The organism is Chloroflexota bacterium (assembly GCA_034717495.1).
Lineage (GTDB): Bacteria > Chloroflexota > Anaerolineae > JAAEKA01 > JAAEKA01 > JAYELL01.
In genome coordinates, this window is sequence record JAYELL010000006.1 from 23543 (window position 1) to 47955 (window position 24413).

At 58.0% G+C, this 24413-nt stretch carries 20 protein-coding genes; 7 read left to right on the top strand and 13 right to left on the bottom strand.

Annotated features, from left to right (window positions below; all coding sequences use genetic code 11):
* Window positions 1-9: 9 nt before the first annotated feature.
* From U9R25_02280 to U9R25_02290, 3 genes are read right to left on the bottom strand one after another with little or no spacing between them, the layout of a single operon-like run.
* Window positions 10-1479 (bottom strand): DinB family protein, encoded by a 1470-nt coding sequence (locus U9R25_02280; GenBank protein ID MEA3334706.1) that lies wholly within the window; start codon window positions 1477-1479, stop codon window positions 10-12.
* An 18-nt stretch (window positions 1480-1497) separates the two neighbouring features.
* On the bottom strand, window positions 1498-3738 hold the full coding sequence (locus U9R25_02285) for a S8 family serine peptidase (protein ID MEA3334707.1): 2241 nt from the start codon (window positions 3736-3738) through the stop codon (window positions 1498-1500).
* A gap of 58 nt (window positions 3739-3796) precedes the next feature.
* Complete coding sequence (locus U9R25_02290) at window positions 3797-3919, bottom strand: hypothetical protein (GenBank protein ID MEA3334708.1); 123 nt, start codon at window positions 3917-3919, stop codon at window positions 3797-3799.
* Between the two features lie 592 nt (window positions 3920-4511).
* Between U9R25_02290 and U9R25_02295 the strand changes: the two genes are divergently transcribed.
* Together U9R25_02295 and U9R25_02300 are read left to right on the top strand one after the other, a co-directional pair.
* Window positions 4512-5018 carry a hypothetical protein gene (locus U9R25_02295; GenBank protein ID MEA3334709.1) on the top strand — a complete coding sequence of 169 codons (507 nt, stop codon included), beginning with the start codon at window positions 4512-4514 and terminating at the stop codon, window positions 5016-5018.
* 40 nt (window positions 5019-5058) lie between these two features.
* The gene (locus U9R25_02300; protein MEA3334710.1) at window positions 5059-5856 is read left to right on the top strand and encodes a class I SAM-dependent methyltransferase; all 798 of its coding nucleotides are present in this window, start codon (window positions 5059-5061) and stop codon (window positions 5854-5856) included.
* Window positions 5857-6139: 283 nt separating this feature from the next.
* Here U9R25_02300 and U9R25_02305 read toward each other — a convergent pair whose 3' ends face one another.
* The 7 genes from U9R25_02305 to U9R25_02335 form a co-directional block, all read right to left on the bottom strand.
* On the bottom strand, window positions 6140-7738 hold the full coding sequence (locus U9R25_02305) for an altronate dehydratase family protein (GenBank protein MEA3334711.1): 1599 nt from the start codon (window positions 7736-7738) through the stop codon (window positions 6140-6142).
* Window positions 7739-8158: a secondary thiamine-phosphate synthase enzyme YjbQ gene (locus U9R25_02310; protein MEA3334712.1), complete on the bottom strand. Its 420-nt coding sequence runs from the start codon at window positions 8156-8158 to the stop codon at window positions 7739-7741. It abuts the gene before it with no gap.
* Window positions 8159-8253: 95 nt separating this feature from the next.
* Window positions 8254-8688, bottom strand: coding sequence for an NUDIX domain-containing protein (locus tag U9R25_02315; GenBank protein MEA3334713.1), 435 nt, complete (start codon window positions 8686-8688; stop codon window positions 8254-8256).
* A 254-nt stretch (window positions 8689-8942) separates the two neighbouring features.
* Window positions 8943-9557 (bottom strand): MBL fold metallo-hydrolase, encoded by a 615-nt coding sequence (locus U9R25_02320; GenBank protein MEA3334714.1) that lies wholly within the window; start codon window positions 9555-9557, stop codon window positions 8943-8945.
* A gap of 17 nt (window positions 9558-9574) precedes the next feature.
* On the bottom strand, window positions 9575-10030 hold the full coding sequence (locus U9R25_02325) for a thioesterase family protein (GenBank protein MEA3334715.1): 456 nt from the start codon (window positions 10028-10030) through the stop codon (window positions 9575-9577).
* Entirely contained in the window at window positions 10005-12020 is a 2016-nt protein-coding gene (locus U9R25_02330) for an N-acetylmuramoyl-L-alanine amidase (GenBank protein MEA3334716.1), read from the bottom strand. Before U9R25_02330 ends, U9R25_02325 begins: the two co-directional genes overlap by 26 nt.
* Before the next feature lie 15 nt (window positions 12021-12035).
* Complete coding sequence (locus U9R25_02335; GenBank protein MEA3334717.1) at window positions 12036-15137, bottom strand: N-acetylmuramoyl-L-alanine amidase; 3102 nt, start codon at window positions 15135-15137, stop codon at window positions 12036-12038.
* Window positions 15138-15315: 178 nt separating this feature from the next.
* Between U9R25_02335 and U9R25_02340 the strand changes: the two genes are divergently transcribed.
* The 4 genes from U9R25_02340 to U9R25_02355 all read left to right on the top strand — a co-directional run bounded on the left by U9R25_02340 (window position 15316) and on the right by U9R25_02355 (window position 20846).
* The gene (locus tag U9R25_02340) at window positions 15316-17340 is read left to right on the top strand and encodes an aryl-sulfate sulfotransferase (GenBank protein MEA3334718.1); all 2025 of its coding nucleotides are present in this window, start codon (window positions 15316-15318) and stop codon (window positions 17338-17340) included.
* A 270-nt stretch (window positions 17341-17610) separates the two neighbouring features.
* Complete coding sequence (locus U9R25_02345; GenBank protein ID MEA3334719.1) at window positions 17611-17811, top strand: hypothetical protein; 201 nt, start codon at window positions 17611-17613, stop codon at window positions 17809-17811.
* 121 nt (window positions 17812-17932) lie between these two features.
* Entirely contained in the window at window positions 17933-19738 is a 1806-nt protein-coding gene (pepF, locus tag U9R25_02350) for an oligoendopeptidase F (GenBank protein ID MEA3334720.1), read from the top strand.
* A gap of 58 nt (window positions 19739-19796) precedes the next feature.
* Window positions 19797-20846 (top strand): hypothetical protein, encoded by a 1050-nt coding sequence (locus tag U9R25_02355; GenBank protein ID MEA3334721.1) that lies wholly within the window; start codon window positions 19797-19799, stop codon window positions 20844-20846.
* 131 nt (window positions 20847-20977) lie between these two features.
* Here U9R25_02355 and U9R25_02360 read toward each other — a convergent pair whose 3' ends face one another.
* From U9R25_02360 to U9R25_02370, 3 genes are all read right to left on the bottom strand, one after another.
* Window positions 20978-21253 (bottom strand): ferredoxin family protein, encoded by a 276-nt coding sequence (locus U9R25_02360; protein MEA3334722.1) that lies wholly within the window; start codon window positions 21251-21253, stop codon window positions 20978-20980.
* 274 nt (window positions 21254-21527) lie between these two features.
* Window positions 21528-22166 carry a Crp/Fnr family transcriptional regulator gene (locus U9R25_02365; protein ID MEA3334723.1) on the bottom strand — a complete coding sequence of 213 codons (639 nt, stop codon included), beginning with the start codon at window positions 22164-22166 and terminating at the stop codon, window positions 21528-21530.
* A 124-nt stretch (window positions 22167-22290) separates the two neighbouring features.
* A complete protein-coding gene (locus tag U9R25_02370; protein MEA3334724.1) occupies window positions 22291-22683 on the bottom strand; it encodes an ACT domain-containing protein in 393 nt (130 codons plus the stop codon).
* A 370-nt stretch (window positions 22684-23053) separates the two neighbouring features.
* Between U9R25_02370 and U9R25_02375 the strand changes: the two genes are divergently transcribed.
* The gene (locus U9R25_02375; protein ID MEA3334725.1) at window positions 23054-24067 is read left to right on the top strand and encodes a hypothetical protein; all 1014 of its coding nucleotides are present in this window, start codon (window positions 23054-23056) and stop codon (window positions 24065-24067) included.
* The last annotated feature ends 346 nt before the right edge of the window (window positions 24068-24413 follow it).

A 24413-nucleotide genomic window follows, 5' to 3' on the forward strand; every position in this document is an offset into this window, starting at 1 on the left:
GATCGAGCCCTATTGTTTCAGCGCCGAGGCCAGCAGGTCGTGGGTATGTTCCAAATCGTGATCCAGAAGTACCACCGATAGCCAGAGGTAGGCCGGGATTTCCCGCTCAGTCCAGGAGGCCGGAAAGCGTTGTTCCAACTGATCCTGGCTCATGGTTTCGAGGACGCTGTCGAGCGCCATCCGTCCCTTTTTGAGATCCCCATAAGCCCTTTCCCAGGTGTGATCCACACGAAGGGCTGCGTGCGTATCGTTCCAGGCCTGGATGCTTGTGAACGCTTCGACCTTCGGCGGCTCCCCGGCTGCGATCTGGCTGACTGCATCCACGACCCACCATTCCCAGTCGGCAACATGTCCCAGCAGATCCTTGAGGGTCCATTGATCGGTCACCGGGTAGGTGGTGCGCAGGTCGACCGGCAGCAGAGATGCGGTGGTCAATAAGCCTTGCCGAGCGGCTTGAAGGGCCGCCACAAGGACCACCTTTGGTCCAGGTTGGCGCGGCGGCTGCGCAGTTTCCCGCCAGGCGGCGATGTGCCCGGCGTGTTCGGCGTCATGCTGCCATTGAAAACGGATCAGGCCGGGGAATGAAATGTCCTGATCACCGGCCATGCGTGTTGCAAAAAAGGCATCGTCTGGCAGAACCGACAACCAGGCCATCAGGCTGGCGCGGGCTTCCGTCAGATCTGCCAGGACAGCGTTCAGACTCATCGCCCGGCTGGCAGCGGCCACTTTCGGGTTGACGGCGGCAACGTCCTGAAGCAGGGAAAGGTCAGGGTCTTGGCCAGCCTGGATCGCCCGTACCGTTTCCAGTACCCAGCGATCCCAGAATGCAACATGGCCCAGCAACTCCTTGATGGTCTGCTGATGGGTGACCAGCTCTTCGCAGAGGGTAAACTCGTCGAGATGGACCAACTGGGCCAGCAAATCGGCGCGTTCTGCCTGCAGTTGTGCCAGGTAAACCGCTTTGCCCGTTGTTGCGGCCGGCAGATCCCTGTTTTGGCGCCACGCTGCGATCAAGTCGGCATGGCTGCGATCATGGCCAGCCTGTCCCTCCATCCATTGAGCCACGGTTGCCTCGCCCCAGGGCAGCTGCAAGGGGCGTACCAGATCCTCGTCGGCCAAGAGCTCAAGGGCGTCAAGCAGGCCCACCCTGGCAGCCATACAGGCATCAAACGTTTTTTCCATGGACCAACTGCCGCGCTCGGCCTTGGTGGCCGCGTTAAGCTGGTCCATATCCTCGGGAGTAATGCCAACGATCTCTTGCTCGCGGCCCTGCGCGATCAGAGTCAACCGCTCGGCGAAGAGTTCGTCCCACGCTGCGATATGAGCGAGCACATCCTGCACATCCCAATCGTCGAAAATCGGTTTGTCCGTGAGAGCTTCTTCGTTGACGCAGGTGGTCAAGGCGAACAGGTTGGCCCTTTCGGCGGCGAGCAATGTCAGCAATCGTTCTCGCTCATTGGTGGCGCTGCTACCGTTCATGGTAGTCTCCTTTAACGATCAATTCAACGCTGTCCGGAAGGTAACCGACCGTCCTTCAGCGGGCAGATCGCCAAGGCCGTTGCAGGCGGTCTGCCATCCCATCGTCGCGTCCCAGTTCTCAAGCCCTACGGTGCTGCTCAGGATGTTATCGATGGCGCCGTAGTTGATGACCGCCTTGCCGTCGGGCGAAAGGATCACCTGGAAGGTGTTGAATCCAGCGCCTGCCTGCGGCGGCACATCATGCCATTCGACCACAACCGTCCTGTCGTTTACCTGGCGATAGAGGACCTGTCCATCCTGGGATGGATCGAGATCGTCCCAGAGCGCATAGATGGCGCCATTGGGTGTCTCGATAGCGGGCACGCAGTGGTTCTGGCTGTATTGGCTACCCGCATAGCTGTCCCCAAAGCTCAGAAAGCCGTTGGCATGTATCCAGACATGGTCGTATTCCAGCCCGAAGTAGGGATAGCCGAATGGCAGCGAAACAAGAACGGCGCCGTCACTGCTCAGGCTCAGGGGAATACCGGCCGACGTGTCGATCCAGCCGGTTGTCTGGTTGCCAACTTCCAGGGAGGGCAAAAAACTGTGGAAGAGGGTCTCCACAACCCTCACCCTGACGGTCAAGACATAGGTGGTCTGCTGTCCACCAATCTCTGTGACACGCACGCGTACCTGGCCCAGATTCAACCCCAGCCCCGGCACATAAAGGAGCCGAAGACGCAGGATTGCGGAAGCCGGATGGCTCAACGTGCCATGGGTTGGCTCGTCGGCGGTAAGCCATGCGGGAGTCGTTTCGATCACCTGCCAGGAGAGGGGCTGGTTGCTGGGATTATGGATGGTGATATCGACAGGGGGGGGCAGTTGCCCGGGCGCCGCCAGCAACTCGGGGCTTGCCGGAGAAAAGGTGAGCTGAGGTGGCAGCACCTGGCGCAGCGCCTTGGCTGCGTTGATACGACCATAGCCCAGACGATCGTTGCGACCGTTCAGATAGGGATAGGTGTCGACTTTGTCAGCCGTGTTGCGCAGAATGCCCAACAGGGAATTTGGGCTCAGGTCTGCGCGCAGGGAGCGCATCAAGGCGAACAGTCCAGACACGTGGGGAGCGGAAAAAGAGGTGCCATACTGCAGGGCGTATCCACCCCCGAGACCAGTGCTGAAAATGGGGTCGTCATGGGTGCCACCCGGTGCGGCCAACTCAACCTCCGGGCCACCGTTGGCGTAGGGAGCCCAGTTGTCCCAGTGGGTTGTCGCCGAAACGGCGACGACCTCGGGATAGGATGCTGGTGTTTTTACGGGAGCAGGTGGTTGACCGGGCTGGCTGGTGTTTCCGGTGGATCCGACCAGAACCGTTCCCTTGCTGGCAGCAAATGTTACGGCTGTTCGCACCGCGGTTGAGTCGTTATCGAAGGTCAGACTGAGATTGATAACAGGATCGCCATGGTTGGCGGCGCTGACAATAGCGTCCGCCACATCGTCGGCGTAACCGACGCCAACGGAATCCAGCACACGGAAAGGCCGGATCCTGATGTTCCAGGCCATGCCGGCAATGCCCACGTCATTGTTACCTGTAGCGGCAATGATTCCAGAGACGTGGGTGCCATGTCCAAAGGTGTCCTGCGGCTCAGAATCGTCGTCGACAAAATCATAGCCCGACAACAATCGCCCGCCAAACTCCGGATGATCCAGATCAATACCTGAGTCGACCACCGATACGACGATATAACTCTCGCCGGTAGTGATTTCCCATGCCTGGGGCGCGAAGGCGCGACGATGTCCCCATTGCTCAAGCCAATAGGTGTCATTGGGTTGGATGCCGGGTGTGCTTATCCCTGAAGCGTCAGAGATTCGCATCCGTGGTTCCTGGGCCGGCATCTCTTCGACGCCTGGCTGTACTTTACGAGTCGCCGGATCGCCCGCGGGGGTGGGGGGTTGGGCCGGGGCAGCGGTGGCCTGATAATTGAGTTCGGCCGCGTCTATCCGGGCATCCGCCTGGAGGATCTTGATAGCGTTCGATTCCTGGCCTGGCGGCACGAGCAGTACCGCTGTGCGTATCGGCTCAATCGTGTGTTCGACGGTCCAATTCGCCTGGTGGAACAGGGGTTCAAGGTCTCGCAGTTGCGTGGCCTCGTGCCAGGTGACCAATACCTCTCCCGCTGCATACACGACTTCCGGGGAGTCGTTCGAAGCTGGCAGGGAGAGCCTGGCCGGCGTTGCCAGTGCGCTGCCGGGTAGTCCAACACTTAGAAGGATACTGAGCACAGCCAGTATCGACTGGTTGAGTGCAGGGAACCGTGATTTCCTGCGGCGGTGGCCGGGGTTATTCGTATTGCAGCGTCGCCACGGGAGAGAACTCATAGATATCCTTGAGCCATGCCGATTCTTCCGGATAGGGGTGACTGTTGTTAAGATGTCCCTGAACGTGATCCTGGCGGAATGGCATCTAGTTGCCCGCCAATTTCAGGGGCGTGGGGTTGATTGTAGTCTCACCGGGTAATAAAGGCAAGAAGTTGGAGGGGCACGGCTTTCAGAAGACGGCGGACAGAAGACCGCGGTTTGGACCACGAAGGCGCGAAGGGACGCGGGGCGGTTTGGACCACGAAGGCGCGAAGGGACGCGAAGGATACGGAGCACGAAGGAAGTTGACAGCGGTCGGCGGTCAGCGGTCGGTGCGTTTGGACCACGAAGGCGCGAAGGGACGCGGGGCGGTTTGGACCACGAAGGCGCGAAGGGACGCGAAGGATACGAAGCACGAAGGGCACGAAGGAAGTTGACACCGGTCGGCGGTCAGCGGTCGGGGCGTTTGGACCACGAAGGCGCGAAGGGACGCGGGGCGGTTTGGACCACGAAGGCGCGAAGGGACGCGAAGGATGCGAAGCACGAAGGGCACGAAGGGCACGAAGGAAGTTGACACCGGTCGGCGGTTTTGGACTGGATGCAGCGATTGTCCGATCATTCTTCCACCTGTATAATGCCAGGTAGGGGCTGGGAAACTCGTCCCCTACCTGGCCAGAAGTCCAGCAGAGTGGAGAGTCATGATGAAAGAATCGTTTTACGACGCCGAGGAGATCACCCGAAACTTCGATGAGTTTGGCATCGGCGAATGGGACCGGCTCACCCAGACTCCGGTCGACGAGGTGAGTCTGTTTATCCACACGCACTATCTGAAGGAGTTCCTGCCAGAGGATGCACGTGTGCTGGAGGTGGGCGCCGGCGCGGGTCGTTTCACGATGATGCTGGCCGGTCTGGGGGCAACGGTGTTGGTAGGCGATATCTCGCCGGCCACGGTGCCGGGGCGGGGCAACTACATGCATCTTTACCGTTCTGGTGAACTGCGTGACTGGCTGCTGCAGGCAGGCCTTTCCCTGCTGGCATTGTCGGCTTCCAATTGTCTGTCATTGGGTTGGGAGAGTCTTTTGGAGGAGATCAGGGCCGATGAAGAGAAATGGACAGAGCTCCTGCGCACGGAACTTGAAGCATGTGCAGAGGAAGGTACGCTCGATATGGGAACCCATCTGATCGCTGTGGCACGCGCAGCGTGAACATCCATCGATCGTTTACGGCTGGAGGAGCACCAAGACCATGAGCAGCAATGATTCTGAGGAGATCGCCCGCTTTTACGCTCAAACCTATGATCTCTCCGTCGCAGATTGGCCTGGCGAAGTCGATTTCTATCGGGAATTGGCTGCGGCAGCCCGCGCGCAGGGCAGAGCGGTGTTGGAGGTTGCCTGCGGGACGGGTCGTATCGCTTTACGGCTGGCTGATGATGGTGTCAACATCGTTGGCCTGGATCGGTCCCCGGCGATGCTGGCGATTGCCCGGGAAAAGAGCCGGGCTTTGCCAGCGATCCGCTGGGTGGAGGGGGACATGAGAGCCTTTGATCTCGACCAGACCTTTGGCCTGGTCATCATTCCCGGGCACGCCTTTCAGAACCTGGTGACGCCCCAGGACCAACTGGCCTGTCTTGAATCGATCGGGCGGCATCTCACCGATGACGGGATTCTCGTCGTTCATCTGGATCACCAAAACGTAGACTGGCTCGGCGGTCTTGTCAAGGACAAGGGAGGCGTTTTCCAGGAGGCGGAGCAGTTCCAGAATCCGCAAACAGGCCGGCAAGTTCAGACTTTGCGGGCCTGGTCCTACGAGCCAGCGAGCCAGACGGCGATTGCCGAGACGGTCTGGCAGGAGATCGATGAACAGGGACAGGTCGTTAACCGGAGGGAAAGCGGGCCAGTTCGATTGCACTGTGTTTTTCCGTTTGAGATGCAGCACCTGTTGAGCCTGGCCGGTTATGAAGTGGAGGCAATTTACGGCGATTTCCTGCGAGGCGCATTGAGCGGCGACTCGGAGGAAATGATATGGGTTTCGAGCTGTTCATAAATTGTGCCATCCCACTTTCCTGACAAGGGGTAAACCGTCCGACCCGACTGTAGATCATACTATGCGGGCATTCCAGACCGACTCTCCGCAACGGGCCATCGATGAATGGGGCTACGAAAATACGAATAGCGGGGAATCTTCCCTCGCGTTGGCGTTGGATGGTTTCCCGGTAGCGGGCTTTGATGGGGGTAGAAAAAACCTGGTCGGCCGCTGCCTCGTGGGCGATCGCTCGATGTCGGCGGTCAGTGGTCCATAGACGACAGCGGTGAAACTCGTGAAAAGTCTAGACAATCGGGCCGCTACGCCAGGGGACGAATTCCAGGGTGCCCACGTTTTGCGCCTCGCTCCGGGAAGGCGCTCCCGAGGCCACATCAACGATAAGGTCGAAGAGTTCGGCGGCCAGCGTTTCCAGGCTGCCATCTTTCTCCAGCACCCGCCCGGCGTCGAAGTCCATGTCGCCCGGCATGCGCTCAAAGGTGGGTGAATTGGTGCTTATCTTGATCGATGGCGCAGGCTTGAACCCGAACACAGAGCCACGCCCGGTGGTGAACAACACCAGGTTGCACCCGCCAGCCACCATGCCGGTGACCGACACGGGATCGTAGCCGGGCGTGTCCATAAACACGAACCCCCGGCGCTCGATCTGTTCGGCGTAGTCGTAGACATCGACCAGATTGGTGCTGCCGCTCTTGACGATGGCGCCCAATGATTTTTCGACGATGTTGCTCAATCCCCCCGCCTTATTGCCCGGTCCAGGATTGTTGTCGAACTCGACGCCCCGATCCCTCAGATAGGCTTGCCACCAGTCGATCTTGTCCAGCAGTTTCTGGCCAACTTCCGGGCTGATGGCCCGCCGCGTCAGCAAATGTTCTACACCGTAAACCTCAGGGGTTTCCGCCAACACGACTGTGCCACCCTGCCGGATCAACGCGTCCGAGACCAGCCCCACCAGGGGATTGGCTGTAATGCCTGACCAACTGTCGCTGCCCCCGCATTCCAGGGCAATGGTCAGCTCAGAAACCGGCTGGGAAGAGCGCTGGACGGCGTTGACCGCTGGCAGCAGATCATCGATTGCGGCAATGCCGGCCTGCACGGTGGGTCCGATGCCACCCAGGTCCTGAATCACCAGGCTCACAAGTTCTGGCGCCACAGCGGTTTCATCGTCCAGTTGCTGGCGCTCGATGAGATCGTTCAGTTGGTTGATCTCACAGCCCAAGCCCACCAGAACGGTGGCACCCACGTTGGGGTGTCGCGCCATGCCAGCCAGGGTACGTTGTAGCATGGCATAGTCCCGGGTGCCGCTATGCACACCGCCACAACCCTCGTCATGGGTCAGGGCGATGACCTCGTCGACGTTGGGATAGGACGCCAGCCGCTCGGCGGTGAAATGGCGGGTGATTTCATGGCAACCATGGGCCGAACAGTTCACGCTGCCGATGACGGCGATGGTGTTTCTCGTGCCGACCCGCCCGCTCGCCCGCTGGAAGCCCATAAAGCTGCGCCGGTCCGCTTCCGGGATGTAAGCGGTAGGACGAGCGTCCTGACAAAAGGCATAGTCTCTCGAAAAGTCCTTTAGCCCCACGTTGTGGCTGTGGACGTGTTGGCCCGGCGAGATTGGCTCCCTGGCGAACCCGATGGTCTGGCCATAGCGGCGGACCGCATCTCCAGCCCCGATTTCGCGAAGAGCGATCTTATGTCCTGCCGGCACCAGTTGCTGCACGGCCAACTTCCTGCCGGAGGTCGTCTGCAGAACCAGACCGGCCTGAAGGCTTCGCTTGGCGATGGCCACATTGTCTTCAGGGTGGAGCCGCGCAGTGACTTCCCGCAGAGAAAGCGGTTCAGAAGATGATCTGCCGAAAAGTTCAATGGGTGAGGAATCCATTCACTCCCCCATAATCTGCACAACCAACTCGCGGCTACGCGCACGATTATCGAAATCAATGTAGAGGATCTGCTGCCAGGTACCGAGGGTCAGATGTGTGTCGACGAAGGGAACGGTCAGTGAAGGGCCAAGCAGCGCTGCTCGCACGTGGCTATGACCGTTGCCGTCGTCCCAGCGCAGATTGTGTTGGTAGGGCTGGTCGGGTGAGGCGATCTCATCGAAGAGCCGCCCCAGGTCGGACAGGGCCCCTGACTCGTATTCGATGGTGGTCAGCCCGCTGGTAGCGCTGGGGCAAAACACTGTTACGGTGCCCGCTTGCAGGCCCGATTGCCGAACGGCCTCGGCCACCTGGCGGGTAATGTCGATCATATCGGCGTTGCCACCGGTGCGAATCGCAATGGATTGGGTATTGACGGTCATTGGGTCACCTCGCCAGAATGCAGGGTTGTTGGGAAAACAGTATACTGTAGCGAGGTTGACTGAGCGAATCGTGCGAATCGTCTATACCTGGGAAGTCATGACGAGGGCGACATCCCGACCGCTTTCCAGATAATGTCCTGGGTCTCGGCGGTCATCGGCAATTCGTCCATGGCTTCGAGCGCAACCCAGCGGGCGTCAGCCGCATCGTCGCCGGCCTGCAAATCGCCGCTCACATAACGGGCCAGCAGGTCAACCACGACGAAATGATAGCGCCAGCGCCCATCGCCATCCTGGTCCATAGGCTCGAACACACCCACGACCGGCCCCGGTTCGACGATGATATTGCATTCTTCCTGGATCTCGCGGCGGGCACCCTGCGCCAGGGTTTCCCCCAGTTCCAACAGCCCGCCGGGCAGTCCCCAAAGGCCTTTGGCCGGTTCCTTACCCCGCAGGATCAAAAGCACCTGTCTATCGCGCAACACAACGGCTGCAACTCCTACCAGGGGATGACTGGGATATTTCCGGGACATGGCAATGCCTTTCTTTCGCCGGGCAGGAAAACAAGCGTTCAGGTACGAAACGCGTTGAAGCCGCTTCCGAAGAAGCGGCTTCAACTCACACACCCACTAACCATCCACAACTCTCTGAAACCCACTATACACTTCATCTCAACCCAACAACAGTATAAGATCGATTCGCATTGCTTTCAGTATGGACGCTTACGAAGTTGGTAGAATTTCGCATTTCTTTTTGTCAAATCCAGGGAAAATAGTCGCACTGGCCCTTATTCCCAGGTCACGTCGCCGTAGAGATCAGCGGGCCAGCCGCGGGCCACGAAGGCTTCAAAGGCAGGACGTTCCTGTCCGATGGTGCCCGATGACCCGTGTCCGGGATAGAACTCGGTCTCGTCGGGCCAGACGAAAACAATCTCCTGCAGGGTGCGCAAAGTGGTAACGAATTCTTCGGGTGACCAGGTTTTCCCCGGACCGCCCACGAAGAGTGTGTCCCCGACGATGATTCGATGATCGATCTTGAAACAGATCATGCCCGGAGTATGGCCTGGCGTATGCACCGTTTGCAGCTGCAGTTCGCCCAACTCGATGATCTGGCCGCCAGCCAGGGGCACGTCGAAGGGTACATCGTAGGCCGCGGTTTCGGCTGGATGAAGGTAGACGGGCACCTTTGTTGCTTCTTTGACCTCGGCAAGTGCGCCCCAATGGTCGGGATGGGCATGGGTGAGAAGGATCTTGTCGACGGTGGTATCTGCGGTCAGGGCCAGAATAGTCTCGGCGTCTGCGCCTGGATCGACGATAGCGCTGCGGCCGGCCGCTGGATCGACGATCACGTAGGTGTTCATTCCCCAGGGGCCAACCTGGGTTGTGCGGATCTCTGCTGGCATTAGGATCATCTCTCCTCTCAATGCCGGGGGACTGGCCTATCCTCCAGCGTTTCTATCGCGTTCAGGAATTCATCCGGAACAGGTTTTTTGTCACCTGTTTCGTTGTCTACCATGACCTGAACGCTGCGTGCGGTTGCCACCAGACGGCCCGAGTCCCGTTCAGTGATGGAATATTCGTAGACGAAGCTGGTGCGCCCGATCGAACTGACCTTGATTCCGATATCCAGCTGTTCACCCAGGAAGGCAGGAGATCTGTAATTGATGGTGAGCTGGGCAATCACGTATTCGATGTCGGTTGCGGCCAATTCGCGGGGGACTTCACGTCCCTCGATTTCTGCCAGCTTCAAGCGGTAGGCCACCCGCGCCCACTCCAGGTAACTGGCGTAGACGGCGTTGTTGACATGGCCCAGCGGGTCCAGGTCACGATAGCGAACGCTAACCGTCGCGCTAACGGGAAATAGCGAGGATGTCATCGACGATCTCCAGGAGAACTTCTTTGAAACAGACGCCCTGCAGCCATTGGGAGCCTGGCGAAATCACAGAAGGATCAACCTCGGTCCGGCCAACGACATCGCTCCTGTTCAATCCAAGTTCGTTCAACAGCCAGGCGATCACCTGAGCAGCGCCCATTAACTGGGCGTCGCCCGGGCAGGACCGCGAGAAGTTACCAGCCAGGGCAACGGCAACCCCTTTTTGGTTGGCCTCCCGGTTCCTGGATTGGGGCACAACTGCCTCAAGTGGCTGGGTCCAGTGGGTGGTGCCATCCTCGTTGACCAGGAAATGATAGGCGATCCCGGGTAACCCTCGCTTTCGGTGCAGGCCATCGATGGTTTCTGGCGAGGCATCCCTCTTGGTCATGGTGTGGTGAACGATGATCTGACTGATGTCCTGCAACTCCCGCAGGGGATAGGCCTCTGGTTCAGCTCGAGGCCGGCCAGATGGCGAAGCAACAGGACCCAGTGAAAGGCGCACGTCATTGAGCGGCGGTTGGGCCAGACTGGCAGGTGGCAGGCCGGCGATCTCCTGCAGGCGCCGGGCCTCAATCAACAGTGCGTTCACATCTGAGCGCAAGGACCGGGCTGCGCCGGCATGTTCAGCCAGGGGCCGTAAGACTTGCCGGGCATCGGAGACCTGATCATCCAGGGTTGCGGCCTTATCGGCGCCCGGTTGCAACGAGCGAATCTGGCTTTCCAGGTCGTCCGTCTGCTGGCGCAATTCCTCCAGCAGGCTGGGGCGTACGCTGCCGACCGCCTGGAGGCCGGCCAGTTCCCGCTTGACTTCCTGAATCCTCTCCAGAAGCGCTTCCAGGTCGCCTGGCAGGCTTGCTGCCTGAGTTGCCACAGGTGTCATGCCGTCCAGCATGGTTTCAATGCGATCCAGTTGGGCCACGTAATCGGCGAGCAGCTGATCGGCCTGCATCAGGATGGCTATCATATCGGCCAACTGTTGCTGGAGGGCAGCCAGGCCGGGTTCGGTCGGGGATGGCGCGGTGGGTTCAGGAGGCAGCGGTGCCGACGGCTCGTTCAGCGTGGCGATCTTCGAGATCAACAGGATGGGCTTCCTCTGATTATCCTGCCCCAGGTGCCTGAAGGTTGCCCAGCGGCCCGCATGTCCTACCTGGTAGAGGCAGGCGCCCCGGACATAGGCATCCTCGACCATACGATCGTTATACCAGCGCAATGATTCCCAGTACCGGGCTTCGGAGATGGTTTCTCCCGGGTAAAGCCAACCTACATCGCCCGCGGAGTCGAGGGGATGGCGATACATGCGCGCCAGGCCTGCCTCGGTAATGATCGCCTCATGTTGATCGCCGAACAGGTCTCGAATGCCGGTCATGCAACGGCGGTAGAAGAGGGCTGCCGTTGCAGTGCCAAGCGACTCGTTTTCCATGAGCGTGGGCCATCCATATTCATGGAAACCCAGGAAGGTGTAGCTTTCCAGGGACGCCGGAAACCAGTCCAGGTAATGGCGTGGACGGACATAGTTGCCCGCGGCAAAGTTGAAGGCCACGCCTTCCAGCCCTTGCTGGCGCAGGCGTTCCAGGAAGGCGACCTGAAAGCTGTCCAGAGCAGCGGCACGTCGCCGGAAGTCGTCATTCACCTCGTCATTGGGGAAGGATGCCGGACCGCGCAATGGCTCGTTGAGTCCCATCCATGCGTCGATCAGAAGACGTCCGTTGGCTCCTTCCTCCGAGGCCAGACCAAAGTCGTAATAGATGATCCGTTCGGCAAAGGCCCTTCCCCGTCCGGCAGGATCGGAACTGTCCAACCAGGCCCGTTGAACCCCTTGCTCGACAAACATCCGGGCGATGATAAATGAATTGGGCGAGTATTCCCGTCGAATGTCGCGCAGCAAGCCTCTATCACCGGCGTGGATGAGAATCGTCGGGGGTTTGACCTGACGAATGGCATCACGCAAGTGGGGGATGGTGCTGTTTTCGATGTAGAAACCTAACTTGTTCATGATTGCCTCAAGCGATTAGCCTTGACCGGCGAAACCTGGTGGGTAGAGGGACTCGACCTTGATTCGGTGTGGCGGCACAGGACTCCTGGCGTCCTCCAGTTCCTGTTGACCTGGCTGGTAGTCGTCGGGCACGGTCCAGCGATCAGGCTCTCCATCCTCGGGGACTCTCGGCGGTGGCAAAACGGAAGTCAAGAGCGATTCCAGTCGCGAGCGATCAGGCGGCGCGCCGGGCCACGGCGTATTGGCCTCGACCAGGGCATCGAGCATGGCCGTAGTTTCGGCCTCGTCGGCGCCGGCCAGACGATGGACATCAACACCTGCCGCGCGCAAACGGGCTTCATCGTCGCCACTGACACCCGCGTCGCCCCCGATAATCACGACGTGTCTGGCGGAGAAGGCATGGGCTGTGCTGAAGCTCACGGTGGGTCGGAAGTGGGCAATGTAGTTCTGAGCGCCACGCCAATCGGCCTCCGCCCAGGAGAGGCCATGGTCCCAGAAGAGCAGCGTGTACTCGATATATCTGGAAACACCCTGGGTCACGGCCTGGATCTGGGCGTGCAAAATCTGCTTCCAGGTCGCGCCCCGCAGCCACTGGTCTCCGGGGCAGGTGGTATCGGAAACCTCCTTGTGCCCGACAATGCGATCGATGGCGGTGATATTGTTTTCCTGCATCAACCAGGCGGCAAGATGGCTGGCACTGCCCATTTGCTCGGCGGTAGGGAGCTGCAATTCCACTGGAATGGGGGTGCCGCCCCAATTTCGTCGCAGGAATCGTCCAATCAGGCTCACACCCACGCTATCGTTGTTGGCGTTGCCGGCATGATAGGAGCGGGTCTCCGGTCGCTGCGACTGGTGGATCGTGCCGTCGGGCGTGATCACGTAGTGATAACCGATGCCGGGCCACTGGGCTTTCACGAGATTTCCATTTTGGTCCCAACGCTGGCCGTACACGTGATAATGGGCAATCTGTTCGACGGTGAAGTTGAGTGGCGTGTCGGTGTGATGGATGACCACCCGGGAAATGGGATGGGTGCGCCGTTCATAGGGTGGCAGCGACGGGTGCCTGGGCAAAGCATCCACCAGATCCACCGTGGAGGGCTGAGCGATCGCGCCCCCCTGCATATTCTGAATGGTCGTCCAGAGCCGGGCGTTCTCCGCTGACAGCGCATCCTTCTCGCCTGCCAACTGCGAGATCTGTGCCTGCTGTTGGTCAACCTGTAACCGGAGCGCTTGCACCTCCTGCTGCAATGGTTCGACCTGACCTGCCTGCGCCTGCAGTTCGACGATCAACGATTCCAGTTGGCTAATACGGGCCTGCAGCCGGGCGACCAGCTCCTGTTCTGCCCCGGCAAGAATGGTCTCTACCTGGGATAGCAGTTGTTCCCCGAAGCGGTCCCCTTCCAGCCACTGCCTGCCGGGCGATCCGGAGGGATCGGAACTATCGACTTCGCTTCGCCCGACGATCGCGTCGCTTGTCAGGCGAAAACCGGCCAGGAGCCACGCCAGCAGTTGAGCGGCGCTGTCCATCTGTTGGGTGGAGGGGGTCCTATTATTGAAGTTTCCGGCAAGGGCCACGGCGATGCCCAGCCGATTAAGCTCGCCATTGGCTGTCTGCTCGGTAACGGTGTCCAGCGATTGAGTCCAGACGATGGTGCCGTCGCCATTGATCTGGTAATGGTACTTGATGCCGGCAAAACCCTGGCTGACCTGGAATTGAGCCACCTGTTCCGGCGGGATGTTGCTGCGGGTTGCCGTGTGGTGGATGATGATTTGCCGGATGTCGTCCAGGGGTCGTGTCGGATACTGGGCTGTGGGATGGGTGGCCAGACTGGCGCGCAGGTCGGTCATTGCAGGCCGGGGAACGTCTCCTGCCACCAGGGTCTGGACCGTGGTCTCCAGCCGGGACACCTCCCTGGTCAGCCGGGAGACCTCCTGGCGCAACGACGTCGCTTCACTTGCCTGGTCGGTAAGGGCAATGACCTCGCGTTCCAATTCGGAAGCCTGGAGGGCCAGATCGCGGAAGTCCAGAACCGCTGGCTCAAGGACTGCAACTGCCGCGGCGAGCTCTTCGACCTGACGCCGCAGTTCGGCCAGATCCAGGCCTGGTGACTCCTGCCACTGGTACCGGTGTTCCAGGGCTTGCTGCCAATCCTCAATCACGCCCTGTTTGCCTTCGATCCACCAGCGGTCATTTCCTACCCTGGGCCAGCGATAAAGGATCAAGGAGCGGATCTGCTGGTTGCCTGCCTGGTTCCAGCGATCGATCTCTTTATAGGCTTCCCGCACCCAGCCGCTGTTCTCATTGTGCCAGGGATCGTCTCCCTGGTCGGTTTCAGTGATATAAACGGGCACGCGCCGGAGGCGGTCGGGGATGACTCGCATGAAATCCCGGTAGCAGCGGAAGTGCCAATGATAGCTGTTGTAGCGGGCATCACCCACCCTGGCGTCCGATGTGATCAGGCTGGGATGGATGCCATGGGTATAGGCGTGCAGGGATATCCCGTCGCAGCCGGTGGTAGACACCAACTGGAGTATCTCCGAGAAGTATTGAACCCAGTCCCCGCTCTCGTTGCCGGCGTAGGTGGTCAGGGTATTCCAGGGCGCTGCCCCAGCGACCAGCACCTGATCCTGCTCGTGCCCGCTGACGCTGCGGATAGACGCTCGTGCCTTGCGGTAGCAGGCTGCGTAGCGCTGCGGCGTGATCTTTTCCCCTGCGGTGTGCTCGTTTTTGGGCCTGGGAGGCACGGCGTTCCAGTCCCAGTCTGCGCCGGGCCATTCAATGGGATGATTGGGTTCGTTGCCGATTATCCAGATGTTGGCGCCCTGGGAATTGCGCACGAAATTGGCGCAACGCTGGGCAAAGCCATCGTAGTCCCGTTCGTGGGGCAGGGTACCCGAGGGAGCGTAACCATTGTTCAGGCGAACAATGACTCCCAGACCCCGATCGCTCAACTGGTTATAATTGCCCCAAAAACGTGTGTCGTCGCCCGGGGATTGTTCACCCGGATTGTGACCGATGGCGACGGTGATCAATACCCAACCTGGCACGCCCCGATCCAGCATATGCGGTTCGCCGCCAGGGTCGTGGATGCCGTAAAGAAAGGAGGAGTTGGTCATTGTTGGCAGTGATGTCTGGGTTTTCGCGGATCGGGATGTTTCCGTACCGAATTATACCACTCTTGGAAAAAAGTATCCACTGTGGGCGTCAGACCCTTGACAGCTTCGTTCGAACATCCTATAATTCGAGCAGAAACATCTCACTTTTTGTCACCCAAATCAATGCAAGGAGGGACAAATGAACCGCAATGACCGTTGTAAGCAATGTGGCCTGGTTCCGGATGCTCAGCACGAGCCTGGCACGCTGGTGAAGTCAGGTCGATTTCAGGATCAGGAAGAGGCTGCGTTTGCGACGCTTTCCATTGTCAGAGCCTCGGGGCGTGCCATCTTATCGATTGGCACCTTCGGGCTGTTGGTCATGCTGCTGTGGGCCTCTCTTTCGCAAGGGAGCCTTTCCCTGTCACGGGAAATGGCCTCGCTGCAATACCTTTCTCCCCGCCCGGGTGCCATGCTGGTATCGCGGGAGACCACAATCTCGGTCCGGCATGGCGACCCGATTGCCGGGAGAACGGTCATCGACGGGCTCTTCCAGGTTGAAGGTGCCAAAAGTGGCCTGCTCGATGGGGAAACGATATTGGCCGACGACGGCAGAACTGTGATTTTCGCACCCGATAAGCCGTTTTCGCCGGGGGAGAGGGTTTCGGTGACATTGCGATCCGGGCTGAGAACCATCTATGGGGAACGCGTGCATGGGCTTTCATGGCGGTTTAGCGTCTCAGCAAAACGGATGACCGAGCCAAACGATAGGCTGATGGAGGACCTGATCTTATCTGAACTGCCGGGCGAGCAGCTTGAGGTCGAGCGAATGCCAGTGAGTGCCTCCCCGGCCCACGTGACCCTACCCGCCGATTTTCCAAACATATCGGTGACTGTGCCCGCTTCGAATACTGCCGAGGGCTTGATCCTGGTCAGCCACATGACCTTTCGATTTTGGGAAGATAGAACGTTTCTCCTGATTCTGGATGACCAGGGTGAACCGGTCTATTACAAAGCATCAACCCCCGGCAAGATGTTGTGGGATTTTCAGAAGCAGCCCAACGGCATGCTTTCCTACTATGATCAGGTGACCCACCTCCATCATGTCATGAATGCCGACTATCAGGAAGTAGGCACCTACCGGCCTGGCAACGGTTATTGGGGGGATTTCCATGATTTCTGGCTGTCACCTGGCGGGGACTCCATGTACCTGATCTACGACGAGCAGCAGATCGATATGAGCCAGATTGTGCCGGGCGGAGTACCCACGGCGACGGTCATAGGCTTGATTGTCCAGGAGTTGGATCCTTCACGCAACGTGGTCTTCGAGTGGCGCAGTTGGGACCATTTCAACATCACTGACACCACTGTTAGTCTGACCGCTCCCACGATCAGATACGTTCATGGAAATGCACTCGAAAGGGACCTGGATGGCAACATACTCATCTCCAGCCGGAATTTAGACGAGATCACCAAGATCGACCGGCAGACCGGGGAGATGATCTGGCGATTCGGGGGTAAAAACAACCAGTTCACGGTTCTGAATGACCATCGGCCCTTTTCCCACCAGCATGATATCGTCGTCCTGCCCAATGGACACTACACGTTGTTCGATAATGGAAACGATCTGGATCCGCCCTATTCCCGGGGGTTGGAGTACGAGCTGGACGAAGCTGCCAGAACGGCGCGTGTTGTTGACTCCTATCGGCATACGCCGGATATTTTCGCGATGGGCATGGGCAGCACGCGGCGATTGCCCAACGGCAATTTGATCATCGGTTGGGGTGCCAACCTTACCGTACTCACCGAGTTCAGGCCCGACGGCAGCACCGCGTTGGAGATGATGTTTGACCGGGCTACCAGCTATCGGGCCCAGCGGGTTCCCTGGCAAGGTTGGCCCACCTGGTCTCCGACACTTGTCAACCTGCCGGCAGGATCGGGTTCAACCTTGTATGTGAGTTGGAATGGTGCCACGGAAATCGCATCTTACCGGGTCGATGCGGGCTTATCCGCCAACCCCGACACATTTGTGCCGGTCGGTCTCGTGGACAAAAGTGGTTTCGAAACAGAGATCGATATTTCCGATCTGATCGACGACTATTGCTATTTTCGTGTGATGCCTATTGATAACCAGGGACAGGAGACGCAATACTCGGAAACCGTGCTGGCTGCCAATTCATCCTGCGATCTGAGATATTACCTGCCGTTGACATCGGCCAGCGGGTAGCCAATTCAGAGGTGACCGCATCGGCAAAAACCCCGTTTCGGCCAGTTTCCGGCTGTGCAACGACCGGAGACCACCGTCATCGCCTTTTGAATGGCTCATAAAAGCGCCTGAAGCGGTAAAAACGCCTGTTTTTCGCTTCTTCACCTCTGTTTGTCAGAATTGCCAGAGCAGGGTACAATGTTCCCGTCAATGCCGGGGATGACCATTGAACTAACATAGTTACCACAGATCACCTCGGTGGTAAGACAACTACGAGAAAGGAGCAATGCTATGGCCTACAGCTACACCAACTCGAAAGGTTCGACCTATTACCTTCATAGTAAGGTAACCACGCTCAAGGGCGGGCGCCAGCAGAAAATCTTCTTCTTCGCCAAGACGGTGAGGGAGGATGATGCTCTGGATGCCGTTCCCGAAGGCTACGTCGTTTCCGAGAGCAAGAACGGCTTGCCTGTTTTGAAGAAAGCCACCTAGTCGTTCCCTTTCCTGGTATTCCCGGGAGCTAGATAGATCATTCTGAAATTACCTCGGCAATAAACGTGAGACAGAGAATCTCTGCCTCACGTTTTTCATTATCACATCAGAGGGATGAAAAGTGACAGAACAGCAAGTGCCTGAACGCAGTGAGATTGATCCTCAGTTTACCTGGAATGCAGCCAGCGTGTTTCCCTCGGATGAAGCGTGGGGAAAGGAGTATCGTACCCTTTCCGGCGACCTTGATCGAATCCGTGGATTTCAGGGACGGCTTGGCGAGGGTCCATCGGTGCTGGCCGATGCCCTGGCAACATTCGAAGAACTGAAAAACCGAATTGAGAAGGTCGTCGTCTATGCCAGCATCGCTCAATCTGTAGATAGCACCGATCAGACAGCGGCTCAGAGGTCAAGTATGGCCCGGGGGTTGATGGGCCAGGGTCTGGCGGCGGGAGCATTTCTCGACGCCGAGTTGTTAGCAGTCGGCCAATCACCAATTGAAGCATGGATGGCGGAAGAACCTGGTCTTGGCGTTTACGCGCATTACTTCAATGATCTCTTTCGCAAGAAAGGGCATGTTCGTTCTGCGGAGGTTGAAGAGTTGCTCGGCATGGTGAGCGATCCCTTCTCCGGCTCGTTTGTGACCTACACAGTACTCGGCGATGCGGACATGACTTTCGCGCCTGCGGTTGCCCAGGATGACAAAGAAATCCCCTTATCCCAGGGATCATTGGACAGAATCCTGCATGGCACGGACCGGGAGGCACGGCGCAGCGCCTGGGAAAACTACCGGGATTCCTATCTGGCATTCAAGAACACTTTCGCGTCCAACTTGAGTACCTCGATCAAACAAAATGTTTTCCGGATGCGTGCGCGCAATTACCCGACGACGCTGGAGATGGGACTTTTCGAGGACAATATCCCTGTCGAGGTATTCCACAACCTGATCGATACCTTTCGCAAGAATCTGCCCACCTGGCACCGCTATTGGCGGGTGCGACGCAAGGCCTTAGGGGTGGAAACGCTGCATCCATACGATATCTGGGCGCCACTGACCGACAATCCGCCCGGCATTGCCTTTGAGCAAGCCGTTGATTGGATAGGCCAGGGCTTGATGCCCCTGGGTGACTCGTATGTGGAGACGTTGCGCCGCGGTTGTCTTGAGCAGCGCTGGATCGACATTTTTCCCAATCAGGGCAAGGGATCGGGCGCTTTCTCTTCGGGCAGCCATGGCACCTATCCATTCATTGTCATGAATTACACCGGGGATGCTGCCAGTCTGGGTACGCTGGCCCATGAGTTGGGACATTCCATGCACTCCTATCTGGCGTGGGAAAACCAACCGGTGGTTTATGGTGACTATACCATTTTCGCTGCCGAAGTAGCCTCCAACTTCCATCAGGCCATGGTACGGGGGCACTTATTCGACAGCAATCCCTCCAGAGAGCTGGAGATTGCCATCATCGAGGAAGCGATGGAGAATTTCCACCGCTACTTCCTGATAATGCCGACGCTGGCTCGTTTTGAGTTGGAAGCCCACCGGCGCGTGGAAGATGGGGAGGGCCTGACGGCCGACGGCATGATCGCCTTGCTGGCCGATCTGTATGGTGAGGCTTTTGGCGGCGAGATGCACCTGGACCGCGAGCGGGTCGGCATCGATTGGGCGACGTTTCCTCATCTCTATGCCGATTATTACGTCTTTCAATATGCAACGGGCATTTCCGGCGCCCACGCCCTGGCGAACCGGATTCGGGCTGGCGAGCCTGGTGCTGTTGACGATTATCTCAGTTTTTTGAAGGCGGGAGGCTCTATGTACCCGCTGGATGCGTTGTCTTTGGCTGGAGTTGACCTGACATCGCCGGAACCGGTCAATGCTGCGTTTGCCGTACTGTCGGACATGATCGACCGTTTGGAGCGTTTGATAGAATAGACAGACTCCTGCACCGTTAATCTCATGGTGACATCTTCAAGCACACACGGAGGACTACATGGCACCACAAAAGCTTGTTGTATGGAACATGCAATGGATGAATGACTTGTTTGGTCCCAATAATCTGCCGCCGGCATTTCGGCCAGATGATGAAAAGCCGATCCACTTTGCCGGGACAACCATCCGCGAGCGGCGCAACAATCTTGCCGGTGTTATCGACGACCTGGCGCCTGACCTGATGGTGATTGTCGAGGGTCCCAACCGAACGGGTGAGCTTCAGCTGTTTTTCGATACCGACATCAAGGGGGAGTGGCTAACTCAGGTTCAATACTCCAAGGGACAATCCCAGAACATCGGCCTTGCTGTTCGTATTGACCAAGGCAAATTTGACGATAAACCCTTCAGGTACTTCGACACCAACAACCTGGACGCCTTCGATCCTTTCACGGTGGATACCGACGACGACGAAATCTCCGAAAACTATCATTTTGACCGGCGGCCTCTCTATGTTGAGATCAGGCCCAAGGAGGGCAGGAAATTCCGCATTCTTGGCCTTCATCTCAAGAGCAAGGGAATCTTCAAGGCCTACGAGTGGAGTAAATGGTGGTCCATGTCGGACGCCAACCGCCGGAAGATACTGGCTCAGGCGACTCAGTTACGGTTGGAGTTTCTTGATCCCTATTTGACGTCTACCAGGACCGGCAAAACGCCGATAATCGTTTGTGGTGATATCAACGATGGCCCGGGACTTGACGCCAGTGAAAAACGCTTGTATGGCAGTGCCGTCGAGCGGCTCATGGGCACAGTGTGGAAACCTGAACTATGTCTCGGTAACGCCCTGTTCGACTCTCTGACGGAGAGGCAGCAGGAGAAGCTGGACTTTTCCAACCTGTCGACGACCAGCTTCCGCGATCCAATTTTCAATAACACCTATCATCATGTTTGGATCGATCATATCATATATTCCAAAAACATGCCGGTAGGCTGGGTGCGCGATGCAGACGTGCCAATGATCTACGCTGGTCAGCCGTTTCGGATCAGATACCCCCATGCATCCGATCACTATCCAGTGTTGGCGGAGATCGATACAAGGGAAGAGCCAGATTGATCTCCGACTGAGGTAGTGAGCCCTCCCGGCGAAGGTTACTTGTCAAAAAATGCGACAGCCCCCGCTCAAGCAGGGGCTGTCGTGTTTACTGAATTGTAGGTTGACCGGGCAGCCGGCCGAGAGGGACTGGTCTAGGCCGCGTTCAGTGCGTCGTAGCCAGGACCTTCGGTGAAGAAATTTGCATTCAGCGCGATTGAAGGCTCATACTCGGCGGGCAGGTCTTCCTCGGGAAGAATCGCCTCGACCGGGCATTCGGGTACGCAGGCGCCACAGTCAATGCAGGTCTCGGGGTCAATGTAAAACCAGGGCCATTCTTCCTCGGGAATGCCTGGAATGATGCACTCGACCGGGCAGACGTCAACGCAGGCCCCGTCGCGGATGCAGAGATCAAAGATTACGTGAGTCATAAAACTTCGCCCTCCTGGTGGTGAGGATGTGTGCCACTAACGACAATGTGGATTGTTTCGACTGGTTTCCGCACCTGGTGCGGTGAACCGCACCGATTTTACCCGCAGTCCTATCAATTGTCAAAAAGCGAATCGATCGCGCAAAACAGCACAAATCTCCTTGAACCTGGCAAAAACCGGCGACCCCGAAGAAGATTCCAGAGATGGCCGAAAACCCTGACCAGCTGGCCGAAAAAAGGCTGGATGCCGGCTTTTTGAAACGAGGTGGATCGAGCTAGCTTTCGGCCACGATCAACAGACCATCGGGGTCCAAAATTCCGATGCGCTTCCGGCCGATATCGATAAGGCCCTGCTTTTTCAGGTCGTTCAACACCTGGGTTGCTGTCTCGCGATAGGTACCAACGGTTTCCGCCAAATCCTGATGGGTGTACCCGGTGACCTCAAGTGTATCGTCTTCCTCAGCCAATTGCAGGAGTAGGGTGGCCAACCTGGCTGGAATGCCCTTGAAGGCCATCGTTTCGAGCCGCTGTTCGGCGTCCCGAAGGCGCCGGCTTGTGATGTCCAGCACCCTCAAGGCAACCTGAGGCTTGTTGAGGATCAAGCGCTCCAGATCTCTTCTACTCATCACACAGATCAGGCAATCCTCCATGGCTTCCGCGAAGGTGTTGTGCATTCGCTGCCCCAGTAGCGCCATCTCGCCGAACAAGGTCCCCGGGCCCAGCGAGGCGATGACCAGTTTTTTACCGTCCGGGGAAATGCGATAAAGCTGGACACGACCTGTTTTCAGGATGAAGAGCACCTCGCCTGTTTCTTCTGGTCGATAGAAGACCTTTCCCTTTCTGACGGTGCTCATGGTCGTGATTCGGTCCAACTCTTCCATCTCCCGGGAGGAGAGATCCTGAAACACCTCCATGTCGGATAGGTATCCTATTTTTCTCTGTGTATTGATCGCGGTGACCATCTCTAACCGCTCCTTTCTTCTCCGAAATGACGCTCAAGCGCTTTCTCGTTTTTACCTTAGATGACGCGAACGGTGTTTATTTTACCGGCGCAATCTGATGGCCGGAGTCTTGAAGTACATGGATTGCCTCGTCAAACTGTTCCGATTTAACCATTAGATAATCGGTATCATGGGTGGAGATGGCGAAGATGCTGATAGCAGCGTCGGCCAGCGGCGATGCCAAAGAGGAGAGGATGCCTGTCAGCGAAAAATCGAGCGGTCCAACCACTCTGAGGCAGCGCCAACCGCTATTACAGGTCAAACCCTCGGGCAGGATATCTGCAGAGCAAACCACCGATAGCTCTTTTTCGCCTTTCGTAACGCTGAAGAACTCGCTGTCCAGGAACCATTCTGGCAGCGGTGTCAGGGGTGATAGGCGACAAATGGCAAAGGTGTCGGGTAGAATCTGCACGGTGAGCGAATCACCCATGATGAATTATCTTTCCAGGAATCAGTTTGACTCTGCCTGCATTCTAACCCATAATACCGGGACCGTCAATCCGTTTTCATTTGCGGTCTCACAGTTGAGCTTCACGTCTGGAAGTGGTACCTGCCCAGTTGGATTCCTGCCGCAACCTGGTTATCCAGGCAGGCGGGAGGAAGGGGTGGCCCGGGCTTTCCGAACCGCAGGACCGCTGCAGGAGGGCAATCGATTGAAACCCCATTCAATACGGACGGGATGGATGATTCCGTTGTTGATTCTGGCTATTGCGGTTTCTGGCTGTGCCGGTTCTTTACCATCCTCTTCCGGTCAAGTTGGAACAGCAGCGCCGGCGGTAGGGCAAAGGGCACTTTCCGCAATGGCAACGCCCAAACCGGAACGGGAGGTGCCCGCGTCTGCGGTCACGCCTGAACCTGCCGCGACCGAGGAGCCCATGGTAACCCCGGCGATAGCCACCGAGGTGGCTGTGGTGGAGCTAGCTCTGACTGGTCCCGCTTCCGAACGTAGGGCGGAGCTTTCCGGTTTGGCCTGGTATGGAGACACCCTGGTTTTGTTGCCCCAATACCCCGATCTCTATGATGGCGTGTTTGCACTCTCGAAGGCCGATATTCTGGCGAATCTGGATAGCCGCTCCAGCGAACCGTTGACACCCATGCAGATTCCCCTGCTGGCGCCAGGCCTGGTCGCGCTTCCCGGCTACGAGGGTACGGAAGCAATCGGCTTTCATGGTTCCAATGTCTATGTGACAGTCGAAGCGCGCCTGGGGTCGGGCATGCTTGGCTACCTGATTCGGGGCGACGCCGCGCCCGATTTGAGTCAATTGCGTCTCGATGTGGCATCGGCTGTGTCCATCGAACCGCAAGCGCGGATCGGCAATTTCAGCGATGAGACCCTGGTCGTCGGTGACAATCTTGTTGCAACGGTCTATGAAGCCAATGGCGCCAACGTGAATCCCCAGCCGGCCGCCCATCTGTTCGACAGCGGTTTGCAGGATAGAGGAACGCTTGTCTTTCCCAACGTCGAGTATCGCGTCACCGACGCGACTGCCCTGGATGACAGGGACCGCTTCTGGGCCATCAACTTCTTCTTTCCGGGAGATGTCAACAAGATCGACCCGGCGCCAGATCCACTAGTGATCAGGTATGGCGAGGGATATAGCCATGGTCGGAATATTGCCGTTGAGCGTTTACTGGAGTTCGAAGTAGCGGACGACGGTATAGCGCTTGTCGAGAGGCCCCCGCTTCAGCTGCAGCTTCTGGGCGACATGAGTGCGCGCAACTGGGAGGGCATCGTGCGGCTGGATGATCGAGGCTTCCTATTGGTAACCGACACCTATCCACGAACGATGTTGGGCTTCGTGCCGTGGCCGTGAACATCTGGATAAACGAACCCCCAGGGTATGGGCAGCCCTGGGGGTTTCGCAAGGAGGAGGAAAATGTTGACATCCTCCATCTCAGATGCTACACTGACCAAAATGTGGCCCCACCCAAGGATGTGCCGCAGCACTGTCCTGAGCGTAGCCGAAGTGTGACGCTGACAAACGCTGATACTCGCTGATGGACGCTGATCAATCCAAACAAGAGTAGCACGCCAGCACGCTACGCCAGCAGGCGTGCCGAGAGGCAGCAAGTGGTGCGTGACGTCAGCAGACGGTGCGTGAGCTAGAAGATCAGCGACCTCTGCGCCGAAGGTCTGCGTAAATCAGCGGTAAAAAGAAA